Source organism: Streptomyces sp. NPDC002817 (genome assembly GCF_053592055.1).
The window spans coordinates 41,879-59,880 of sequence record NZ_JBSFUY010000003.1 but is presented as its reverse complement, the minus strand read 5'-3'; the positions used below and the strand labels follow the sequence as shown (position 1 = coordinate 59,880).

Genomic DNA, 18,002 nt, shown 5'->3' with positions numbered 1-18,002 from the left:
GGAGAAACCCACAAACCCCGTTCCCCCGCCCCTTCGGTAACCCGCACAATTTCCCGGGCCCCGAGCCGGTTACGCTGACCCCGTGAAGGTCCTCGTCATCGGCAGCGGCGCCCGCGAACACGCCCTGTGCCACTCCCTGTCCCTCGATCCCGACGTCACCGCGCTGTACTGCGCCCCCGGCAACGCCGGCATCGCCGAGGTCGCCGAGCTGCACCAGGTCGACGCCCTGGACGGCACGGCCGTCGCCGCGCTGGCCACCGGGCTCGGCGCCGAGCTCGTGATCGTAGGCCCGGAGGCACCCCTTGTCGCGGGGGTGTCCGACGCCGTGCGCGAGGCCGGCATCCCGGTCTTCGGTCCCTCCAGGGAGGCCGCGCAGCTCGAGGGCTCCAAGGCCTTCGCGAAGGCCGTGATGGCGGGGGCGGGCGTCCCCACCGCGCGTTCCTACCTCTGCACGACCCCCGAGGAGGTCGACGAGGCCCTCGACGCCTTCGGCGCCCCGTACGTCGTCAAGGACGACGGTCTCGCGGCCGGCAAGGGCGTCGTCGTCACGCCCGACCTGGAGGCGGCCAGGGCGCACGCCAACTCCTGTGAGCGGGTCGTCATCGAGGAGTTCCTCGACGGCCCCGAGGTCTCCCTCTTCGCCGTCACCGACGGCGTGACCGTCGTCCCGCTCCAGCCCGCCCAGGACTTCAAGCGCGCTCTGGACGGCGACGAGGGCCCGAACACCGGCGGCATGGGCGCGTACTCCCCGCTGCCCTGGGCCGACCCGAAGCTGGTGGAGGAGGTCATGCAGACCGTCCTCCAGCCGACCGTCGACGAGATGCGCCGCCGCGGCACGCCCTTCTCAGGGCTCCTCTACGCCGGTCTCGCGATCACCTCGCGCGGAGTCCGCGTCATCGAGTTCAACGCCCGCTTCGGCGACCCCGAGACCCAGGTGGTCCTGGCTCGCCTGAAGACCCCCCTCGCGGGTCTCCTGCTGGCCGCCGCCAAGGGCGACCTCGCCGACCTGGCGCCGCTGCGCTGGAGCGACGACGCCGCGGTCACCGTGGTCATCGCCTCGCACAACTACCCCGGCACCCCGCGCACCGGCGACCCGATCACCGGCCTTGACGAGGTGGCCGCCGAGGACGCTCCGCACGCGTACGTCCTGCACGCCGGCACCAAGCACGACGGCGACGCCGTGGTCAGTGCCGGCGGTCGCGTCCTGTCCGTCACGGCGACCGGCAAGGACCTGGACGAGGCCCGCGACCGTGCGTACCGGGCGGTCTCCCGCATCCGTCTGGACGGCTCCCAGCACCGTACGGACATCGCGGCGAAGGCCGCGGCGGGCGAATAGCCAGGACAACCGGAAACAACCGGAAACAGCCGGAACAACCGGCAGACCGGATGAACCCGACAGGCCCCGAATCCGTCTCAGGATTCGGGGCCTGACGCGTGCCCGGCCCCCGGCACCGGCCCCGCCACCGGCCGGAAACCGCACGCCGGACGGGGGCTGAACTTGGGTCAAGAACCAAGGCCTGATCATCGCTGTCCGTCATCCACCTTTCCCCAAAGCCATTCCATCGAGTGACCGATCCCTTTTCCGGGTGACGTGGGCAGGGGCCCCAACTAGGGTGCGGCGCAAGCGTTCCGGCACTTGGCCCACCGGCATTGCGATGTCAGTGGGGGGTGCCACAGTGGGGGAGTGAGCAACGCCAGGACAGTCAGGCAGCCAGGACAGCACGGAGGGGGTGACACCCGGTCGTGACCGGTATGGGTGGAGAGGCGGGCGCACAGGCCGCGCGCTCCTGGGCGCTCGCCGTGCTGCGCATCCGCAGCCGGGCGCTGGCCGTCGCGCTGTTGCCGGCGGCCGTCGCCGTGGTGCTGTACGCCGGAGGCTCCACCGGCCACCTCGTGGGCCCGGGCTGGCATGCCGCCCGCTGGGTCGTCACGCCGTTCGCCGCGCTCGTCCTGCTGGCCGCCACCGGCATCGCCCTGGTCGTCGCCCGCGCCCGCCCCGCCATGAGCCCGACCGTCCCGATCGCCGAGGAGTCGGCGCCGGACCTGTACCGCATGGTGCGCGACCTGGCCGACCGTCTCGATGTGCCCGCCCCGTCCGCGATAGCGCTCACCCCGGACTGCGACAGCTGGCTGGAGGACCGCACCCACCCGTCCCACGGCCCGCCGAAGCAGGAGGACCGCGACGAGCTCACGGGCGCCCGCGGCTCGCGGCGTACGACGGCGGCGCCCGTCCTGGTCATCGGCTCCCCGTTCCTGTGGTGGATGCGGGTCGGTGAGCTCCGCGCGGTCCTCGCCCCGGTCGTCGCCGGTACGGGCCCCTCGGCGCACCCGGACATAGCCGCGGCCCGCCGTTTCGTCCGCGGCCTGGACGCCGCGGTGGCCGTGGCCTCGACATCCGGCCGCTGCGCGGTGACCCGCGTGGTGTGCGCCGGCGTCGGCTGGGTGGCCCGTCTGCTGCTGCGCAGCTGCCGGGAGCACGCGTCCAAGATGGAGCGAGGGGTCGCCGCCGCGGCGGCCGAGCGCGCCCAGGGCGTGGACTACGGCCTGCGGATCGTCGCCCAGGAGCAGGTGGGTCTGGCCTACGCCGGCTGGGACCGCCTCCTGACCCGCGTGGCGCTGCCCGCATGGCGGATGGGCCGCTGGCCGTCCCGCCTGGACGCGGGAGTGGTGGCGGCACTCACGGAACTCTCCCGCCGGGACCGCCTGGCCGAGGGCTTCGCCTCCCGTCTGGGTGAGCGCCCCGCCTGTGACCTCCTGGAAGAGCCCGGCACGATCGACGAGGCCACCTCCCTCCTGGCCGCCCGCCTCTTCCACGGCGGCCCGGCGGAGTCCGGTCCCGACTGGTCCCCGGTCGGCTGGCAGGAGTACCCGGAAGAGGTCGTCGACCGGAAGTGGCGCCTGGACGCGGCCCGCCTCCACCGAGTCCTGGACGCACAGGGAGTACGCCGGACCCCCGAGACCACGGGCCCGGAGACGGACGGCCCGACGTTGTCCAGGGTCCTGGACTACCTTGCGACGTCGGCGCCCGACGGTGCGATGCGCGCAGAGTCCGACCCGGAGTCCGTACCCCTGGCGACAGCCGAACCCGTAGTCGCCGACGGCGACGCCGCCCCACAGGGGCCACCCGCACCCGACGACGAAACCGTCATGGACGGCGCGGGCGGGAACACACTCGCCGAAGGCGAGGCCGAGGCCGAGGCCGACGAACAGGAAAACGAACGAACCGCCACCCTCGCCGCGGGCCTCACCGCGGAACTGGCCCGCGAGGAAGCCACCGCACCCACCCCCCAGGGCCCCGACACCACCCTCTGGGACGACGGCGCGCTCCCCCTCTTCCCGCCCCAACCGCCCCGCACGTCCCGCGAACTCCTCACCGACCACGTCACGGCCATGGTCTGCTGCGCCGCGATGGACACCGCGGGCGCCACCCCCGGCCTCGACTGGCTCGACGGCCCGACCCTCCTCATCAACGGCGACCGCGCAGCCGACCTCAGCCCCGTGGTCCTCAGCCTCATCGTGGACGGCGACCCGGTCCCCCTGCGCTCCTGGCTGCTGGAGTCCGGCATACGTCCGGAGAAGCCGGTCCGCCTCGTCTGAGCGAGCCCCCCGACCGGGATTCCGCACAACTCCCTTACCGGAAGCCCTCGTTCCACTTTCGGCCAATTCGCAACGAATAGTGACCGCGTGCGTGCGTAATGTGATGTGCTGGGACCGATCGGGCACATGGCAAGGGCTTACGACATAAGACACACGTCACAGGCACGAACGGACGACCGCACTCACACACGGGGGCACGAGGGAGGGGAGCAGCCATGGGGTCGGAGCAGATCCGCCGCTGGGAGTCGGGAGCGCTGGCGCACGCGGTGACGGACCCCTTCGGCCAGGGCCCCGTTCCCTGGCTCCGCGGCGACGAGACGTACTTCGACGACACCGGCCAGGTGGTCCCCTGGTATGTGAAGGGATCCCCGCAGCCGACACCCGCCGACGGCCGGACCGGCACCGCTCGCATCCCGGCCCCCCGCACCGCCGGCGGCCCCCGTGCCGCGGACGACGTACGCCGCCAGATCAAGGGCTTCACCTCGACCAGCGCGGTCGCCCCCGGCGAGGCCATCGACTTCCACATCACGGTCGACCCGCCCCAGGAGTTCGGCGTCGACGTGTACCGCATCGGCCACTACGGCGGTGACGGCGCCGCCAAGATCACCACCAGCCCCCGCCTCTCCGGCATCGTCCAGCCCCCGCCGCTCACCGCGGACCGCACGGTCTCCTGCCACCACTGGTGGCTGAGCTGGCGCCTGCAGATCCCGTCCTTCTGGAGCATCGGGGCGTACGTGGCCGTCCTGACCACCGCCGACGGCTACCGCTCCCACGTCCCGTTCACCGTCCGCCACGACCACCCGGCGGACCTGCTGCTCCTCCTGCCGGACGTCACCTGGCAGGCGTACAACCTCTACCCGGAGGACGGCCGCACGGGCGCCAGCCTCTATCACGCCTGGGACGAGGAAGGCCGTCTGCTGGGCGAGTCCGACGCGGCCACGACCGTCTCCTTCGACCGCCCGTACGCCGGCGCCGGCCTTCCCCTGCACGTGGGCCACGCCTACGACTTCATCCGCTTCGCCGAGCGCTACGGCTACGACCTCGCCTACGCCGACGCCCGCGACCTGCACTCCGGCCGCGTCGACCCCACCCGCTACCGGGGCCTGGTCTTCCCGGGCCACGACGAGTACTGGTCGGCGAACATGCGCCGCACCGTGGAGCGCGCCCGCGACCACGGCACATCGCTGGTCTTCCTCTCCGCCAACACCATGTACTGGCAGGTGGAGTTGGGGCCGTCCCCGTCCGGTGTCCCCGACCGTCTCCTGACCTGCCGCAAGCGCAGAGGTCCGGGCCGGCCGGTGCTGTGGCGCGAGGTCGACCGCCCCGAGCAGCAGGTGGTCGGTATCCAGTACGCGGGCCGGGTCCCCGACCCCCACCCGCTGATCGTGGGCAACGCCGACCACTGGCTCTGGGAGGCCACCGGCGCCCACGAGGGCGACGAGATCGAGGGACTGGTCGCGGGCGAGGCCGACCGCTACTTCCCGCGCACCCCGCTCCCCGAGCACGACGACCGCATCCTGCTCGCCCACTCCCCGTACGCCGACACCGAGGGCACCCTCCGCCACCAGGAGACGTCCCTCTACCGCGCCCCCTCGGGCGCCCTGGTCTTCGCGTCCGGCACCTTCGCGTGGTCCCCGTTCCTGGACCGCCCCGGGCACGTGGATCCCAGAGTCCAGCGCGCCACCGCCAATCTGCTGGACCACATCTGCAAGCGCGACTGACCCCATACGCCACCGCCACCGACCCCCTGTCCCTGGTCAGGGTCCCGATACGGGACAATCGAGCCACTTGGACAGAACCACGGGGAGGAACCGTGTCCGGATTCGTAGAAAAGCCCGAGCCGATTCAGGTTCCGGGCCTGGTGCACCTCCACACCGGCAAGGTGCGTGAGCTGTACCAGAACGAGGCGGGCGACCTCGTGATGGTCGCCAGTGACCGTATCTCCGCCTTCGACTGGGTGCTGCCGACCGAGATCCCCGACAAGGGCAGCATCCTCACCCAGCTCTCCCTGTGGTGGTTCGACCAGCTCGCGGACCTGATCCCCAACCACGTCCTGAGCACCGAACTGCCCGAGGGCGCCCCGGCCGACTGGGCGGGCCGCACCCTCGTCTGCAAGTCGCTCCAGATGGTCCCGGTGGAGGCCGTCGCCCGCGGCTACCTCACCGGCTCGGGCCTCACCGAGTACAACGAGTCCCGCACGGTCTGCGGCCTCGCCCTCCCCGAGGGCCTGACCGACGGCAGTGAACTCCCCGCCCCGATCTTCACCCCGGCCACCAAGGCCGCGGTCGGCGAGCACGACGAGAACGTCTCCTACGAGGAGGTCGCCCGCCAGGTCGGCGCCGACACCGCCGCCCGGCTGCGCCAGGCCACCCTCGCCGTCTATGCGCGCGGCCGGGACATCGCCCGCGACCGGGGCATCATCCTCGCGGACACCAAGTTCGAGTTCGGCTTCGACGGCGACACCCTCGTCATCGGCGACGAGGTCCTCACCCCGGACTCGTCCCGCTTCTGGCCGGTCGACCAGTGGGAGCCGGGCCGCGCGCAGCCCTCGTACGACAAGCAGTTCGTGCGCGACTGGCTGACCTCGGCGGAGTCCGGCTGGGACCGCAAGAGCGAGCAGCCCCCGCCGCCGCTGCCGCAGGAGGTCGTGGACCGGACCCGCGCCAAGTACGTCGAGGCGTACGAGCGACTGACCGGCACCAGCTGGTCGTAACGCGAAAAGCCCCCGGGAGACCGGGGGCTTTCACATGGAGCGAACGACGAGGTTCGAACTCGCGACCTCAACCTTGGCAAGGTTGCGCTCTACCAACTGAGCTACGTTCGCATGCGCCGTGGCGCGAGAACCACTATACCCAACCTCGTTCCCGCGCGAGCCGCACCGCCGCATGGCGGTTCTCCGCCCCGAGTTTCGACACCGCCGACGACAGATAGTTCCGCACGGTCCCCTGCGACAGCGCGGCCCGCTCGGCGATCTCCGCGACGGGCGCCCCGTCGGCGGCGAGTTCCAGCACCTCGGCCTCGCGCGCGGTCAGCGGCGAGTCCCCGGCGGAGATCGCGTCGGCGGCCAACTCCGGGTCGACGTAGCGGTTTCCGGCATGCACCGTGCGGATGATCTCCGCGAGCCGCTGCGCGCTGACCGTCTTCGGGACGAACCCGCGCACACCGGCCCCAAGGGCCCGCTTGAGATGTCCGGGCCGCCCATGGCTGGTCACGATCAGCACCTTGCAGTCGGGCAGTTCGGTGCGCAGGGATGTGGCGACCTTCACACCGTCGGCGCCGGGCATCTGGAGATCCAGTACGGCGACGTCGGGAGTGTGCGCCTTCGCCATCGCCAGCGCCTCGGGACCGGACGCGGCCTGGGCGACGATCACGAGGTCGTCCTCCAGCGCGAGCAGCGCCGCGAGCGCGCCCCGGATCAGGTGCTCGTCGTCGGCGAGCAGCAGTCGCACCGTCATGCCATGACCTCACTCACGCGCAGCGGCACCGAGGCCACCACTCTGAACACGCCGTCGCCCACGGGCCCCGCCTCCAACGTCCCGTCCACCGCCGCCAGCCGCTCCCGCAGCCCGGCCAGCCCCGAGCCTCCCGGTCCGGAAGGCGCGGCCACCCCGTCGTTCTCCACCTTCAGCACCACACAGTCGCGAGTCACCCGCACGTCCACCGCGCACCGCCCGGCATCTCCGTGGCGCAGCACATTGGTCGTCGCCTCCCGCACGACCCAGCCGAGCGCCGACTGCACGTCCACCGGCAGCCCGGCCGCCTCCCCGGACACCTCGCAGCGAATCCCCGCCGCCTGCAACACACCCTGCGCGCCGGTGAGTTCGACCCCGAGATCGGCCTCCCGATAGCCCCGTACGACATCCCGCACCTCGCGCTGCGACTCCTGCGCGATGCGCTGCACCTCGACCATCTGCTCCTCGGCCTCGGGCCGCCCGCGCCGCGCCAGCTGCACGGCCAGCTCGCTCTTCAGGGCGATCACCGCGAGGTTGCGCCCCATGACGTCGTGCAGATCGCGCCCGAACCGCAGCCGCTCCTCGGCGACGGCGAGCCGGGCCCGGGTCTCGCGGGCCTCGTCGAGCTCGTAGACGGCGTTGAGCAGCCAGACGGAGAAGGCGGAGGTGAAGGCGAGGAATCCGCCGCCGAGGAGCACCACCAGCACGCTGATCAGGGCGGCGGGGCCGGGCTTGCCCGCGAACGCCACGAGCCCCGCCCCGACGGCGAAGCCCGTGACGACGGAGTACATGCGCCGCCGGCTGCGCACACCGAGCGAGAAGATGCCCGCCCCGAAGATCAGCACGACGGCGAAGACCGAGCCGGCCGCGGTGTCGACGTCGTCCCCGCTCGGCCCGTGCTCCGCGATCACGATCGCCATGACGGCGACCGCCGCGGTGATCGCTCCGAGCGTCCACAGCATGTGGACGGGCTGCTCACGGCGGCCGAGCGTCCAGTCCAGCGCCCGCGCCGCGGTCACGGCACAGACCACGGCGTGCCCGGCCACCACAAGCGCCAGCGAGGCCGCGACCCAGGGCACCATCTCACCGAAGAGCGGCAGCCCGATCGAGACGAACTCGATCAGCGCGAAGAAGTGGAACGACCATCGCGTGTACGTCTCTACCTTGGCCGGCGTGCTCTTCTGCCGCCACCAGCCCCCCGAACCGCTCATTTCCCAGCCCCCGACTCAGCGCCGCGGTTCCCACCGGAACCACCGTCGTACAGCAAACACGCCCAGCGTGGCCCAGGCCAGTGCCGTCAGCGCGGCACCGAGAGCCTCGTACGCCGAGAGGTCCCCGGTCCAGCCGCCGCGTACCAGCGTGATCACGGGGGTGAGCGGGAGCAGCTCGCACACCGAGGCCATCCGGTCGGGCAGCACCTCCAGGGGCACCGTGATCCCGGAGCCGATCATCGAGACCAGCATCAGCGGCAGGCCGGTGACCTGTGCGCTCTCCACGGTGCGGGTGAAGCTCGCGGTGACGGCGGCCAGGGACGCGCAGATCACCAGGCCGAGGAGCAGACCCAGGACGGCAAGCGCCACCGCCTTCGGTGCCGCCACGTCGAGCAGGACCGTGCAGCCGGCGACCAGGAGCAGCGACTGGAGGATGCTGGTGACGACGGCCGGCAGCGCGGCCCCGGTCAGGATCTCCACGTCCCGCAGCTCCCCGGTGCGCAGCCGCTTGAGGACGAGTTCCTCGCGCCGCCCGACGAAGACGCCCACGAGTGCCGTGTACACCGCGAAGAGCAGCGAGAACCCGATGGCGGCGGGCAGCAGCACCAGCCCCACGGTGAGCCCCGACTTCCCGAGGTCCATGTCCTGGAGGGCCGCCTTCACGCTGAAGGGCAGTATCAGCGGCAGGAACATCGCGGAGAAGACCATGCCCCTGCTCCGCAGGAACAGTGTCAGCTCGGCCCGTCCGAGCGCCGAGATCCGCCCGGCCGGCGTGCTGAGAGTCGTGCTGCTCATGCCACCCGCTCCTTCATCTGTTCCGTCTCGGCGATCCCGAGGAACGCCTCTTCCAGCGAAGCCGACCGCACATCGAGCCCCCGCAGCTCGACCCCCGCTCCCGAAGCCCACACCAGCACCCCGGTCGCCGCCCGCTGCAGCTCCCGCGTCCGCAGTCGTACGACGCGGCCGTCGAGCTCGTGGGACAGCACCCCCAGTTCCCCGAGCGGCGGCAGATCGCCCACGAAGTACCCCTCGGGCAGTTCGAAGGAGATCCGCGAGGGCTGTCCGGCCGTCACCTCGGCCGGTGTCCCGGTGACCGCGATCCGCCCCTCGTGCAGGATGGCGAGCCGGTCGGCGAGGCCCTCGGCCTCCTCCAGGTAGTGCGTGGTCAGCAGCACGGTCGTACCGCCGTCGCGCAGCGCCCGCACCAGCTCCCAGGTGTCCCGGCGCCCTTCGGCGTCGAGTCCGGTCGTCGGCTCGTCCAGGAACAGCACCTCCGGGTTCCCGAGCAGCGCGAGCGCCAGGTCCAGACGCCGCCGCTCACCCCCGGACAGCTGCTTCACCCGTACGTCGGCCCGCCGCGCGAGCCCGACGAGCTCCAGCGCCTCCAGCGGAGGCCGCGCCCCGCTCACGCACCCCGCCCACATCCGGGCGGTCTCGGCGACGGTGAGCTCGGACGGGAAACCGCCCTCCTGGAGCATCACGCCGGTCCGCGGCCTGACGACGGCCCGCTCCTCGTAGGGATCGTGCCCGAGCACCCGCGCCCGGCCGCCGGTCGGCCGGGCGAGCCCCTCCAGCAGTTCCACTGTCGATGTCTTGCCGGCCCCGTTGGTGCCGAGCAGTGCGAAGATCTCGCCCCGGGCCACGGAGAAGCTGATCCCGCGGACCGCTTCGAACCCGCCCCCGTAGACGCGTCGCAGGTCGGTGACCTCAATCACGTTCGTGTTCATGGGTCAAGCATCTCGGTGCCCCGGGCCCGGAAGCAGTGCGCGCTGTCATCACTCGACATGACAAATGTCAGGGGTACGCCAACCACGAAAAAGCCCCCCGACAGAAGCCGGGGGGCCTTCGAATCAAGAGCGAACGACGAGGTTCGAACTCGCGACCTCAACCTTGGCAAGGTTGCGCTCTACCAACTGAGCTACGTTCGCATTGCCTCCGATCGGCTCTCACCGATCGGCGCGGGCACCATCCTACCTGATCCACAAGAGTGGTCAGACGGTGGTGCAGAGCGGGTGACAGGAATTGCACACTGCGCCTTCCCCCTGGAAGGGGGATGTTCTGCTACTGAACTACACCCGCATGTACTCCGTGGGCTGGGCTTTTCCGTCCCCGCCCCTCGGCGTGCTCCAGACTCTAGCCGACCAGGTGGGGTGCAACGCAAGTCGGTTGTCCTCAGGGCCCGCTGACGGACCCTGAGCACGCCCTGTGAGCTGTCACTGCGCCGCGGCGAACGCCTCGTAGACCTTCTTGGGGATACGGCCACGCGCGGGCACGTCCATCTTGTTCGCCTGGGCCCAGGCGCGGACGGCCGCCGGGTCGGGGGCGACCTCCGTCTGCCGGTAGGCCTTGCCGGACTTCGACCGCTTGCGGCCGGCGTCCACGTAGGGCTCGAGCGCCCTACGCAGTTTCTTGGCATTCGCTTGATTCAGGTCGATCTCGTACGACTTGCCATCGAGTCCGAAGGCGATCGTTTCCGCCGCTTCCGAGCCGTCGATGTCGTCAAAGAGAGTGACCACGACCTTCTGCGCCACGAATATCGGTCCCTTCATACGGCACTTGCCAATTCATTTGTACAGTGCCCGACAATGCAATGGGAAGCCCGACTAAATCCTTCCGCGTGTCTGAGCGCAATAGGTATCGGGTGTCGATCGGGGATCTTTCCTGGAAATTTTCGTGAACACGGCCGTTGATACCGGATCGTGACGGCAGTCACGTAGTTTCCTACAAGTCGACGCGCGTAGAAATTTTGTGCGGGTAGTCTGAAGACACTGTTGGACAGACACCTTCAGGAACCTTGCTCAGCACCACACACCGGGAGTGCCAGTGGCACGCGTCGTAGTCGACGTCATGCTCAAGCCGGAGATCCTCGACCCCCAGGGCCAGGCGGTGCAGCGCGCACTGCCGCGTCTGGGTTTCGAAGGCATCTCCGACGTACGTCAGGGAAAGCGATTCGAACTGGAAGTTGACGGACCGGTCGACGAGGCCGCGCTCGCCCGCATCCACGATCTTGCGGAATCCTTCCTCGCCAACACCGTGATCGAGGACTTCACCGTGAAGGTGGAAGAAGTCGCGGAGGCCGCGAAGTGACCGCTCGTATTGGCGTCGTCACTTTCCCGGGGAGTCTCGACGACCGGGACACCCAGCGCGCGATCCGCCTCGCGGGTGCCGAACCGGTCGCCCTCTGGCACAAGGACAAGGACCTCCACCAGGTCGACGCCGTGGTGCTGCCCGGCGGATTCTCCTACGGCGACTATCTGCGGGCCGGCGCCATCTCCCGCTTCTCGCCCGTGATGGAGACGGTCATCGAGCAGGCGAAGGCCGGACTCCCGGTCCTCGGTATCTGCAACGGCTTCCAGATCCTCACCGAGGCCCACCTCCTCCCGGGCGGAATGCTCGGCAACGACCACCTCCACTTCATCTGCCGCGACCAGAAGCTGCGGGTGGAGAACGCGGAGACCGCCTGGACCGCCGACTACGAGTCCGGCCAGGAGATCCACATCCCGCTGAAGAACATGGACGGCCGGTACGTCGCCGACGAGTACACCCTCGACAAGCTCGAGGCCGAGGGCCGGGTCGCCTTCCGGTACGTCGACTTCAACCCGAACGGCTCGCTCCGCGACATCGCCGGCATCACCAACGAGGCCGGTAACGTCGTAGGCCTCATGCCGCACCCGGAGCACGCCGTCGAGCCGCTCATCGGCTCCGGCCGCACCGACGGTCTCCCCTTCTTCACCTCGATCCTCAAGAAGCTGGTCAACGCATGAGCCGGACGCCTCTGGACACGGTCGAGCACGCGGCCGCGACCCCCGACGTCGAGCTGCCCTGGGCCGAACTCGGTCTGAAGAAGGACGAGTACGAGCGGGTCGTGGAGATCCTCGGCCGCCGGCCCACCGGTGCCGAGCTCGCCATGTACTCGGTCATGTGGTCCGAGCACTGCTCCTACAAGTCCTCGAAGGTCCACCTCCGCCAGTTCGGCGAGAAGGCCCCCCAGTCCGACGCGCTGCTCGTGGGCATCGGCGAGAACGCGGGCGTCGTGGACGTCGGCCAGGGCTACGCGGTCACCTTCAAGGTCGAGTCGCACAACCACCCGTCGTACGTCGAGCCCTACCAGGGTGCGGCCACCGGTGTCGGCGGCATCGTCCGCGACATCATCGCGATGGGCGCGCGCCCGGTCGCGGTCGTGGACCCCCTGCGGTTCGGCGCGGCCGACCATCCCGACACCAAGCGCGTGCTGCCGGGTGTCGTCGCGGGCATCGGCGGCTACGGCAACTGCCTCGGCCTGCCCAACATCGGCGGCGAGGTCGTCTTCGACTCCTGCTACCAGGGCAACCCGCTGGTCAACGCCGGTGCCATCGGCGTCATGCGGCACGAGGACATCCACCTCGCGAAGGCGTCCGGCTCGGGCAACAAGGTCATCCTGTACGGGGCCCGGACCGGCGGTGACGGTATCGGCGGCGCCTCGATCCTGGCCTCCGAGACCTTCGACGACGCCAAGCCCTCGAAGCGCCCCGCCGTACAGGTCGGCGACCCCTTCCAGGAGAAGCTCCTCATCGAGTGCACCCTGGAGGCCTTCAAGGAGAAGCTGGTCGTCGGCATCCAGGACCTCGGTGCCGCCGGTCTCTCCTGCGCCACCAGCGAGCTGGCCTCCAACGGCTCCGGCGGCATGCGCGTGACGCTGGACGACGTACCGCTGCGTGACTCCACGCTCTCGCCCGAGGAAATCCTCATGAGCGAGTCGCAGGAACGCATGTGCGCGGTCGTGGAGCCGGAGAAGGTCGACCGGTTCCTGGAGATCTGCGACAAGTGGGACGTCATCGCCACCGTCATCGGTGAGGTGACCGACGGCGACCGCCTGGAGATCTACTGGCACGGCGGCAAGATCGTCGACGTCGACCCGCGGACCGTGGCGCACGACGGCCCGGTCTACGAGCGTCCGTATGCCCGTCCGGAGTGGCAGGACGCCCTTCAGGCGGACGATGCCAACAAGCTGGCCCGGCCCGCTTCGAGCGAAGAGCTCAAGGCACAGGTGCTCCAGCTGGTCGCCTCTCCCAACCAGGCCTCCAAGAAGTGGATCACCTCGCAGTACGACCACTTCGTGCAGGGCAACACGGTGCTGGCCCAGCCCGAGGACTCGGGCATGATCCGCATCGACGAGGAGACCGGCCTCGGCGTCGCCATCGCGACGGACGGCAACGGCCGCTACGCGAAGCTGGACCCGTACGCGGGCGCTCAGTTGGCGCTCTCGGAGGCGTACCGCAACGTGGCGACGACCGGCGCCAAGCCGCTCGCCGTCTCCGACTGCCTGAACTTCGGCTCGCCCGAAGACCCGGCCGTCATGTGGCAGTTCGCGGAGGCCATCCGTGGACTGGCCGACGCCTGCCAGCAGTTGGGCACCCCGGTGACCGGCGGCAACGTCTCCCTCTACAACCAGACGGGCGAGGTGGCCATCCACCCCACCCCGGTGGTCGCGGTCCTGGGCGTCATCGACGACGTGGCGCGTCGCACGCCGGTCGCCTTCCAGGAGGAGGGCCAGCTGCTGTACCTCCTCGGCGACACGCGTGAGGAGTTCGGCGGTTCGGCCTGGTCGCAGGTAGTGCACGACCACCTCGGCGGCCTTCCCCCGAAGGTCGACCTGGAGCGTGAGCGGCTGCTGGCCGAGATCCTGATCTCCGCCTCCCGCGACGGCATGATCGACTCCGCGCACGACCTCTCCGACGGCGGCCTGATCCAGGCGGTCGTGGAGTCGGCGCTGCTCGGCGGCAAGGGCGCGCGTCTGGTCGTACCGGACGGGCTCGACGCCGTCACCCTCCTCTTCTCCGAGTCGGCGGGACGCGCGGTCGTCGCCGTGCCGCGCTCCGAGGAGCTCCGCTTCAACGACATGTGCGGTGCGCGCGGCCTGCCGGTCACCCGCATCGGTGTCGTGGACGGGGACACGGTCGAGCTCCAGGGCGAGTTCGAGCTGTCCCTGGAGGAGCTGCGCAAGGCGCACGAGGAGACGATCCCGGCGCTGCTGGCGTAAAGCCTTTCGCACATACGGAGTTGAAGGCCCCGACCGTCCAACGGCCGGGGCCTTCACTTGTGTTAACTTCTGCCGGTCATCGATGCACGCGGGGGATGAGGATCGGTGGAGTTCCTGCGGATACCCGGCCGGGGCGGCCGGCTCAGTGACCGGCTCAACCGGCTCGTGGTGATCACCGCGGTGCTCGGCATCGGGGCGGGCGGCTGGGGGCTGTGGCTGGAGACCGAGGAGCACCTCGATCGCGCCGCCAGCCGGGAGAAGATCACGAAGGCCTGCGACGGCCTGGTCGACCCGGACCCGGTCCTCGGCCTCGACGGCGGCACCGACCGGGCGCGACCGGGCAGTGACGAGGACGACGTGATGTTCGACCTCGACGACTCCGACGCCCTCGGCACGCTCCCCCAGAAGTGCGTGATCTACCGGGTGGGGGAGCCGGGCACCTCGTACAACCACTTCCAGCTGTCCGTCTGGCAGACCCCGTCCGACGAGTACGCGCAGCTCGTCGACGGCTGGGACGACCCCTTCGAGCGGTGGACGCGGGAGGCGGACAGCACGCGGGAGGCCGCCGAGTCGGCCGCGTACCCGCTGGGCGACGGGCGGCTCGGCCTGTACTACGACAACGCCGTCGCCGTGAAGGCCGTCTGCGCGAACGAGCCGGACCACGTGACCTCGCTCAACGCCATGACGATCGCCCACTACTCCGAGGACACCGAGGTCACGGACGCCGACCGCCGGACCCTCGCCGCGCTGGCCCGCACCGCCGCCGAGCGCCTCGCGGCCAAGACGGGCTGCACGACCGAGCTCCCCGCCCTCCCGGCCGAACTCCCCACACCGAGCAAGCGGTTGACGGCCGCGGCGTCGGCGAGGGGCACCTGCGCCTGGTACGCCGCGCACATCGAGGACCAGGGCCGCGGCCGCCTCCCCGACCGCGCCCTCGCCACCCCGGCCGGCGCCCACGCGCCGGAGGAGAGCTGTCTGCTCGCGGTGGACGACGAGGAGGTGGACCGCATCTGGTCCGACCTCGGTGACAAGGAGATCGGGGACCGCGACACACCGGGCACCCCCTGGTGGCTGCGGACCGAGTCGTTCTTCGGCGACGAGGCCGGCGAGGTCGAGTCGGAGGGCCTGGGGACCGACCAGACACCCCTCGCTCCCGGCACGGCCGGCTTCGACGACACCGCCAACGTCTGGTGGGCCTCAGCCACCTGCGCCGGCGAGCCCGCGCTCCACACGCTGACCGTGCCGTACCCGTACGACCAGTACATCCGGCCGAGACTGCGCGCGCTCTTCAAGGCGTACGTCGACGATGTCGCCGCCCGCCGTGGCTGCACCGGCGTGAAGTTCCCGTCCGGCTTCACGTCCTGACCGGGGTCGGCGCGGGCACCGCCGTACCCGCCTTGGGCAGCCGCAGCGCCAGCACCACGCACAGAGCCATCAGCCCGGCCCCGCACAGGAACACCGCGTCCATGGCGGAGACGTAGGACGCCGTGCCCGTTCCGTCGTCCAGCCGGGTCAGCAGCGTGCCGAAGACGGCGGCGCCCAGGGCCGTGCCCAGGGTCTGGAAGAAGCGGATGGCGGTCGTGGCGACGCCGAGCTGGTGGCGCGGGGCCGCCTCCTGGACGAGCTGGATGAGCTGCCCGATCAACTGGCCGAAGCCGACGCCGAGGAGGAGGAGTTCGGCGCGCAGCCACCACAGGGAGGTGCGGGTGCCGGTGGTGGCCAGCAGGAGGAAGGCGACGGCGGTGACGGCCGAGCCGGTGATCACGAACGTCCGCTCGGGGCGGCCGCGTTCGGCGAGCCTGCCCGCGACGATGCCGACGGCCGTCATGCCGAGCGCCATGGGGATGAGGAACAGTCCGGCCGAGGCGCTGTCCATGCCCCGGGCGACCTGGAGGTACACCATCACGTAGTAGATCGCGCCGACCATGCCCGCACCGACCAGTCCCTGGATCGCGAAGCCCCAGCGCAGCTCCCGGATACGGAACATGGAGAGCGGCAGGATCGGTTCGACGGCGGTGACCTGGCGGCGCAGGAACAGCGCGAGGGCGGCGGCGGAGGCCAGCGCGAGGCCGGTGATCTGCGGTGACGACCAGGCGTACTGCCGGCCGCCCCACTCGGTGACCAGCAGGAGTGCGGTGGAGAAGGCGGCGGCGAGGGCGGCGCCCAGGAAGTCGATGCGGTGACCGCCGCCGTGCCGGGGGAGCTTCAGGGCGAGCGCGCCGAGCACCAGGACGGCGGCGCCGAGCGGCAGGTTGACGTAGAAGATCCACCGCCAGCTCGCGTGGTCGGACAGCACCCCGCCGATCCACGGGCCGATCGCCATGCCCCCACCGGCGAGGATCCCGCCCATGCCCGCGCCCTTGGCGTCCCGCTCACCGGGCCCTCTCAGCTGGGCGATCACGACCATCGTCACGCTCATCAGCCCGCCGGCCCCGATGCCCTGGACGGCCCGGGCCGCTATGAGCTGACCGATCGACTGGGCCGCGCCGCACAGCGCCGAGCCGAGGAGGAAGGTGCCGACGGCTCCGAGGAAGACGTGCTTGGCGCCGAGGACGTCGCAGAGCCTGCCGTAGAGCGGCAGGACCGCCGCCGAGGCCAGCGAGAAGGCGCTGACCAGCCACGGGATCTTGTCGATGCCGTGCGCGGGGTCGAGGTCCCGGACGATCGGGACGGTCGCGGCGGACACGATCTGCATGTCCAGGACGGCCAGGACGATCGTGACGAGGCAGACGAGGAAGCCGATTTTCCGTTGGGTCTCGGTCATGAGGGTCTCGGTCATGGGCAGCACCATGCCCGAGATTTATGTACTGAGTCAATCTTTTATCTCGACCTAAAATTCATCTTGGTACAGTGATGCCATGGCTTTTGCTGAGGGGATGGGGCTGCGCGAGCGCAAGAAGCTCCAGACGGCGCTGCGGATCTACCGGACCGCTGTCGAGCTGTTCGTCGAGAAGGGGTTCGACGCCGTCTCCGTGCAGGAGGTCGCGGACGCCTCAGAGGTCTCCAAGATGACCGTCTTCAACTACTTCGGTACGAAAGAGGACTTGGTCTTCAAGCCCATGGAGGAGCACTTCTCCGACCCGGCCCGTGCCGTGCGCGAGCGGGCGCCGGGCGAGTCCGCGGTGGAGGCCGTGCGCCGGCAGTTCCTGGCGATGGCCGAGAGCCGCGACCCCTCGATCGGCCTGCACGGCGAACCCTTCGCCCGCCGGATCCGCACGGTCATCATGGCGACGCCGGTCCTGCGGGAACGTGCCTATCTGTCGTCCGAGAAGGGCGCGCGTGAACTGGCCGACCTTCTCACCGAGGAGACCGGCGACCGCACCCTGGCCCTGATCGCCGCCGCCACCCTCACCGCCGCCCGCCAGGCCCTGGTCGAGGAACACCATCTGCGCATCGACGCCGGCGAGTCCGTGGACGAGGTCGCCGCCGACGCCGCCGAACGGGCCGAGAAGGCCTTCGCGCTGGTGGAACAGGGACTCGGGGGATACGCACGCAGGAAGTGAACGCCCCGGGCACTCCAGCCCGTCCGGCGTCGGAGGACGAGGGTTCGCCGTCCCGATCCCCTACCCGCCTGTGTCTTTCAGCCTGTTCGGCGTCCGGGGGTGAGGGTTTGCCGTCCCGATCCTCTACCCGCCTGTGTCTTTCAGCCTGTTCGGCGTCCGGGGGTGAGGGTTTGCCGTCCCGATCCTCTACCCGCCTGTGTCTTTCAGCCTGTTCGGCGAC

General features: G+C 70.6%; 15 protein-coding genes and 3 tRNA genes. 9 read left to right on the top strand and 9 right to left on the bottom strand.

The features are described 5' to 3' along the window. Positions 1 to 82 precede the first annotated feature (82 nt). The 4 genes from purD to ACWD3I_RS06190 all read left to right on the top strand — a co-directional run bounded on the left by purD (position 83) and on the right by ACWD3I_RS06190 (position 6,310). A complete protein-coding gene (purD, locus tag ACWD3I_RS06205; protein ID WP_365394880.1) occupies positions 83 to 1,336 on the top strand; it encodes a phosphoribosylamine--glycine ligase in 1,254 nt (417 codons plus the stop codon). A gap of 416 nt (positions 1,337 to 1,752) precedes the next feature. After that, the gene (locus ACWD3I_RS06200) at positions 1,753 to 3,597 is read left to right on the top strand and encodes a M48 family metalloprotease (protein ID WP_365394915.1); all 1,845 of its coding nucleotides are present in this window, start codon (positions 1,753 to 1,755) and stop codon (positions 3,595 to 3,597) included. 215 nt (positions 3,598 to 3,812) lie between these two features. Further along, positions 3,813 to 5,318: a N,N-dimethylformamidase beta subunit family domain-containing protein gene (locus tag ACWD3I_RS06195; protein ID WP_365394882.1), complete on the top strand. Its 1,506-nt coding sequence runs from the start codon at positions 3,813 to 3,815 to the stop codon at positions 5,316 to 5,318. Positions 5,319 to 5,410: 92 nt separating this feature from the next. Continuing rightward, positions 5,411 to 6,310 carry a phosphoribosylaminoimidazolesuccinocarboxamide synthase gene (locus tag ACWD3I_RS06190; RefSeq protein ID WP_365394884.1) on the top strand — a complete coding sequence of 300 codons (900 nt, stop codon included), beginning with the start codon at positions 5,411 to 5,413 and terminating at the stop codon, positions 6,308 to 6,310. 35 nt (positions 6,311 to 6,345) lie between these two features. Here the strand turns inward: ACWD3I_RS06190 and ACWD3I_RS06185 are convergent. The 8 genes from ACWD3I_RS06185 to ACWD3I_RS06150 form a co-directional block, all read right to left on the bottom strand. Beyond that, positions 6,346 to 6,421 (bottom strand) — tRNA-Gly (locus ACWD3I_RS06185). Positions 6,422 to 6,443: 22 nt separating this feature from the next. Next, the gene (locus ACWD3I_RS06180) at positions 6,444 to 7,052 is read right to left on the bottom strand and encodes a response regulator transcription factor (protein ID WP_266890390.1); all 609 of its coding nucleotides are present in this window, start codon (positions 7,050 to 7,052) and stop codon (positions 6,444 to 6,446) included. Next, positions 7,049 to 8,260, bottom strand: coding sequence for a sensor histidine kinase (locus tag ACWD3I_RS06175; protein ID WP_365394887.1), 1,212 nt, complete (start codon positions 8,258 to 8,260; stop codon positions 7,049 to 7,051). The genes ACWD3I_RS06180 and ACWD3I_RS06175 overlap by 4 nt, the downstream gene beginning before the upstream one ends. 15 nt (positions 8,261 to 8,275) lie before the next feature. Continuing rightward, a complete protein-coding gene (locus ACWD3I_RS06170) occupies positions 8,276 to 9,055 on the bottom strand; it encodes an ABC transporter permease (protein ID WP_365394889.1) in 780 nt (259 codons plus the stop codon). Continuing rightward, entirely contained in the window at positions 9,052 to 9,987 is a 936-nt protein-coding gene (locus ACWD3I_RS06165; protein WP_365394891.1) for an ABC transporter ATP-binding protein, read from the bottom strand. Before ACWD3I_RS06165 ends, ACWD3I_RS06170 begins: the two co-directional genes overlap by 4 nt. A 128-nt stretch (positions 9,988 to 10,115) precedes the next feature. Further along, a tRNA-Gly gene (locus tag ACWD3I_RS06160) sits at positions 10,116 to 10,188 on the bottom strand. A 79-nt stretch (positions 10,189 to 10,267) separates the two neighbouring features. Continuing rightward, a tRNA-Gly gene (locus ACWD3I_RS06155) sits at positions 10,268 to 10,339 on the bottom strand. A 134-nt stretch (positions 10,340 to 10,473) separates the two neighbouring features. Then, positions 10,474 to 10,791: a histone-like nucleoid-structuring protein Lsr2 gene (locus ACWD3I_RS06150; RefSeq protein WP_365394893.1), complete on the bottom strand. Its 318-nt coding sequence runs from the start codon at positions 10,789 to 10,791 to the stop codon at positions 10,474 to 10,476. 292 nt (positions 10,792 to 11,083) lie between these two features. Between ACWD3I_RS06150 and purS the strand changes: the two genes are divergently transcribed. The 4 genes from purS (at position 11,084) to ACWD3I_RS06130 (ending at position 15,644) form a co-directional block, all read left to right on the top strand. Then, positions 11,084 to 11,347 (top strand): phosphoribosylformylglycinamidine synthase subunit PurS, encoded by a 264-nt coding sequence (gene purS / locus ACWD3I_RS06145; protein WP_015659417.1) that lies wholly within the window; start codon positions 11,084 to 11,086, stop codon positions 11,345 to 11,347. Next, complete coding sequence (gene purQ / locus ACWD3I_RS06140; RefSeq protein ID WP_266890397.1) at positions 11,344 to 12,024, top strand: phosphoribosylformylglycinamidine synthase subunit PurQ; 681 nt, start codon at positions 11,344 to 11,346, stop codon at positions 12,022 to 12,024. The genes purS and purQ overlap by 4 nt, the downstream gene beginning before the upstream one ends. Beyond that, a complete protein-coding gene (gene purL, locus ACWD3I_RS06135; RefSeq protein WP_365394895.1) occupies positions 12,021 to 14,279 on the top strand; it encodes a phosphoribosylformylglycinamidine synthase subunit PurL in 2,259 nt (752 codons plus the stop codon). The genes purQ and purL overlap by 4 nt, the downstream gene beginning before the upstream one ends. 105 nt (positions 14,280 to 14,384) lie before the next feature. Continuing rightward, positions 14,385 to 15,644: a hypothetical protein gene (locus ACWD3I_RS06130; protein ID WP_365394897.1), complete on the top strand. Its 1,260-nt coding sequence runs from the start codon at positions 14,385 to 14,387 to the stop codon at positions 15,642 to 15,644. Here the strand turns inward: ACWD3I_RS06130 and ACWD3I_RS06125 are convergent. Further along, positions 15,634 to 17,058 carry an MFS transporter gene (locus ACWD3I_RS06125; protein WP_365394899.1) on the bottom strand — a complete coding sequence of 475 codons (1,425 nt, stop codon included), beginning with the start codon at positions 17,056 to 17,058 and terminating at the stop codon, positions 15,634 to 15,636. The two genes, ACWD3I_RS06130 and ACWD3I_RS06125, sit on opposite strands and share 11 nt — an antisense overlap. Positions 17,059 to 17,137: 79 nt before the next feature. On the opposite strand from ACWD3I_RS06125, the gene ACWD3I_RS06120 reads away from it, so the two are divergent. Further along, entirely contained in the window at positions 17,138 to 17,782 is a 645-nt protein-coding gene (locus ACWD3I_RS06120) for a TetR/AcrR family transcriptional regulator (RefSeq protein ID WP_365394901.1), read from the top strand. Positions 17,783 to 18,002: the final 220 nt, after the last annotated feature.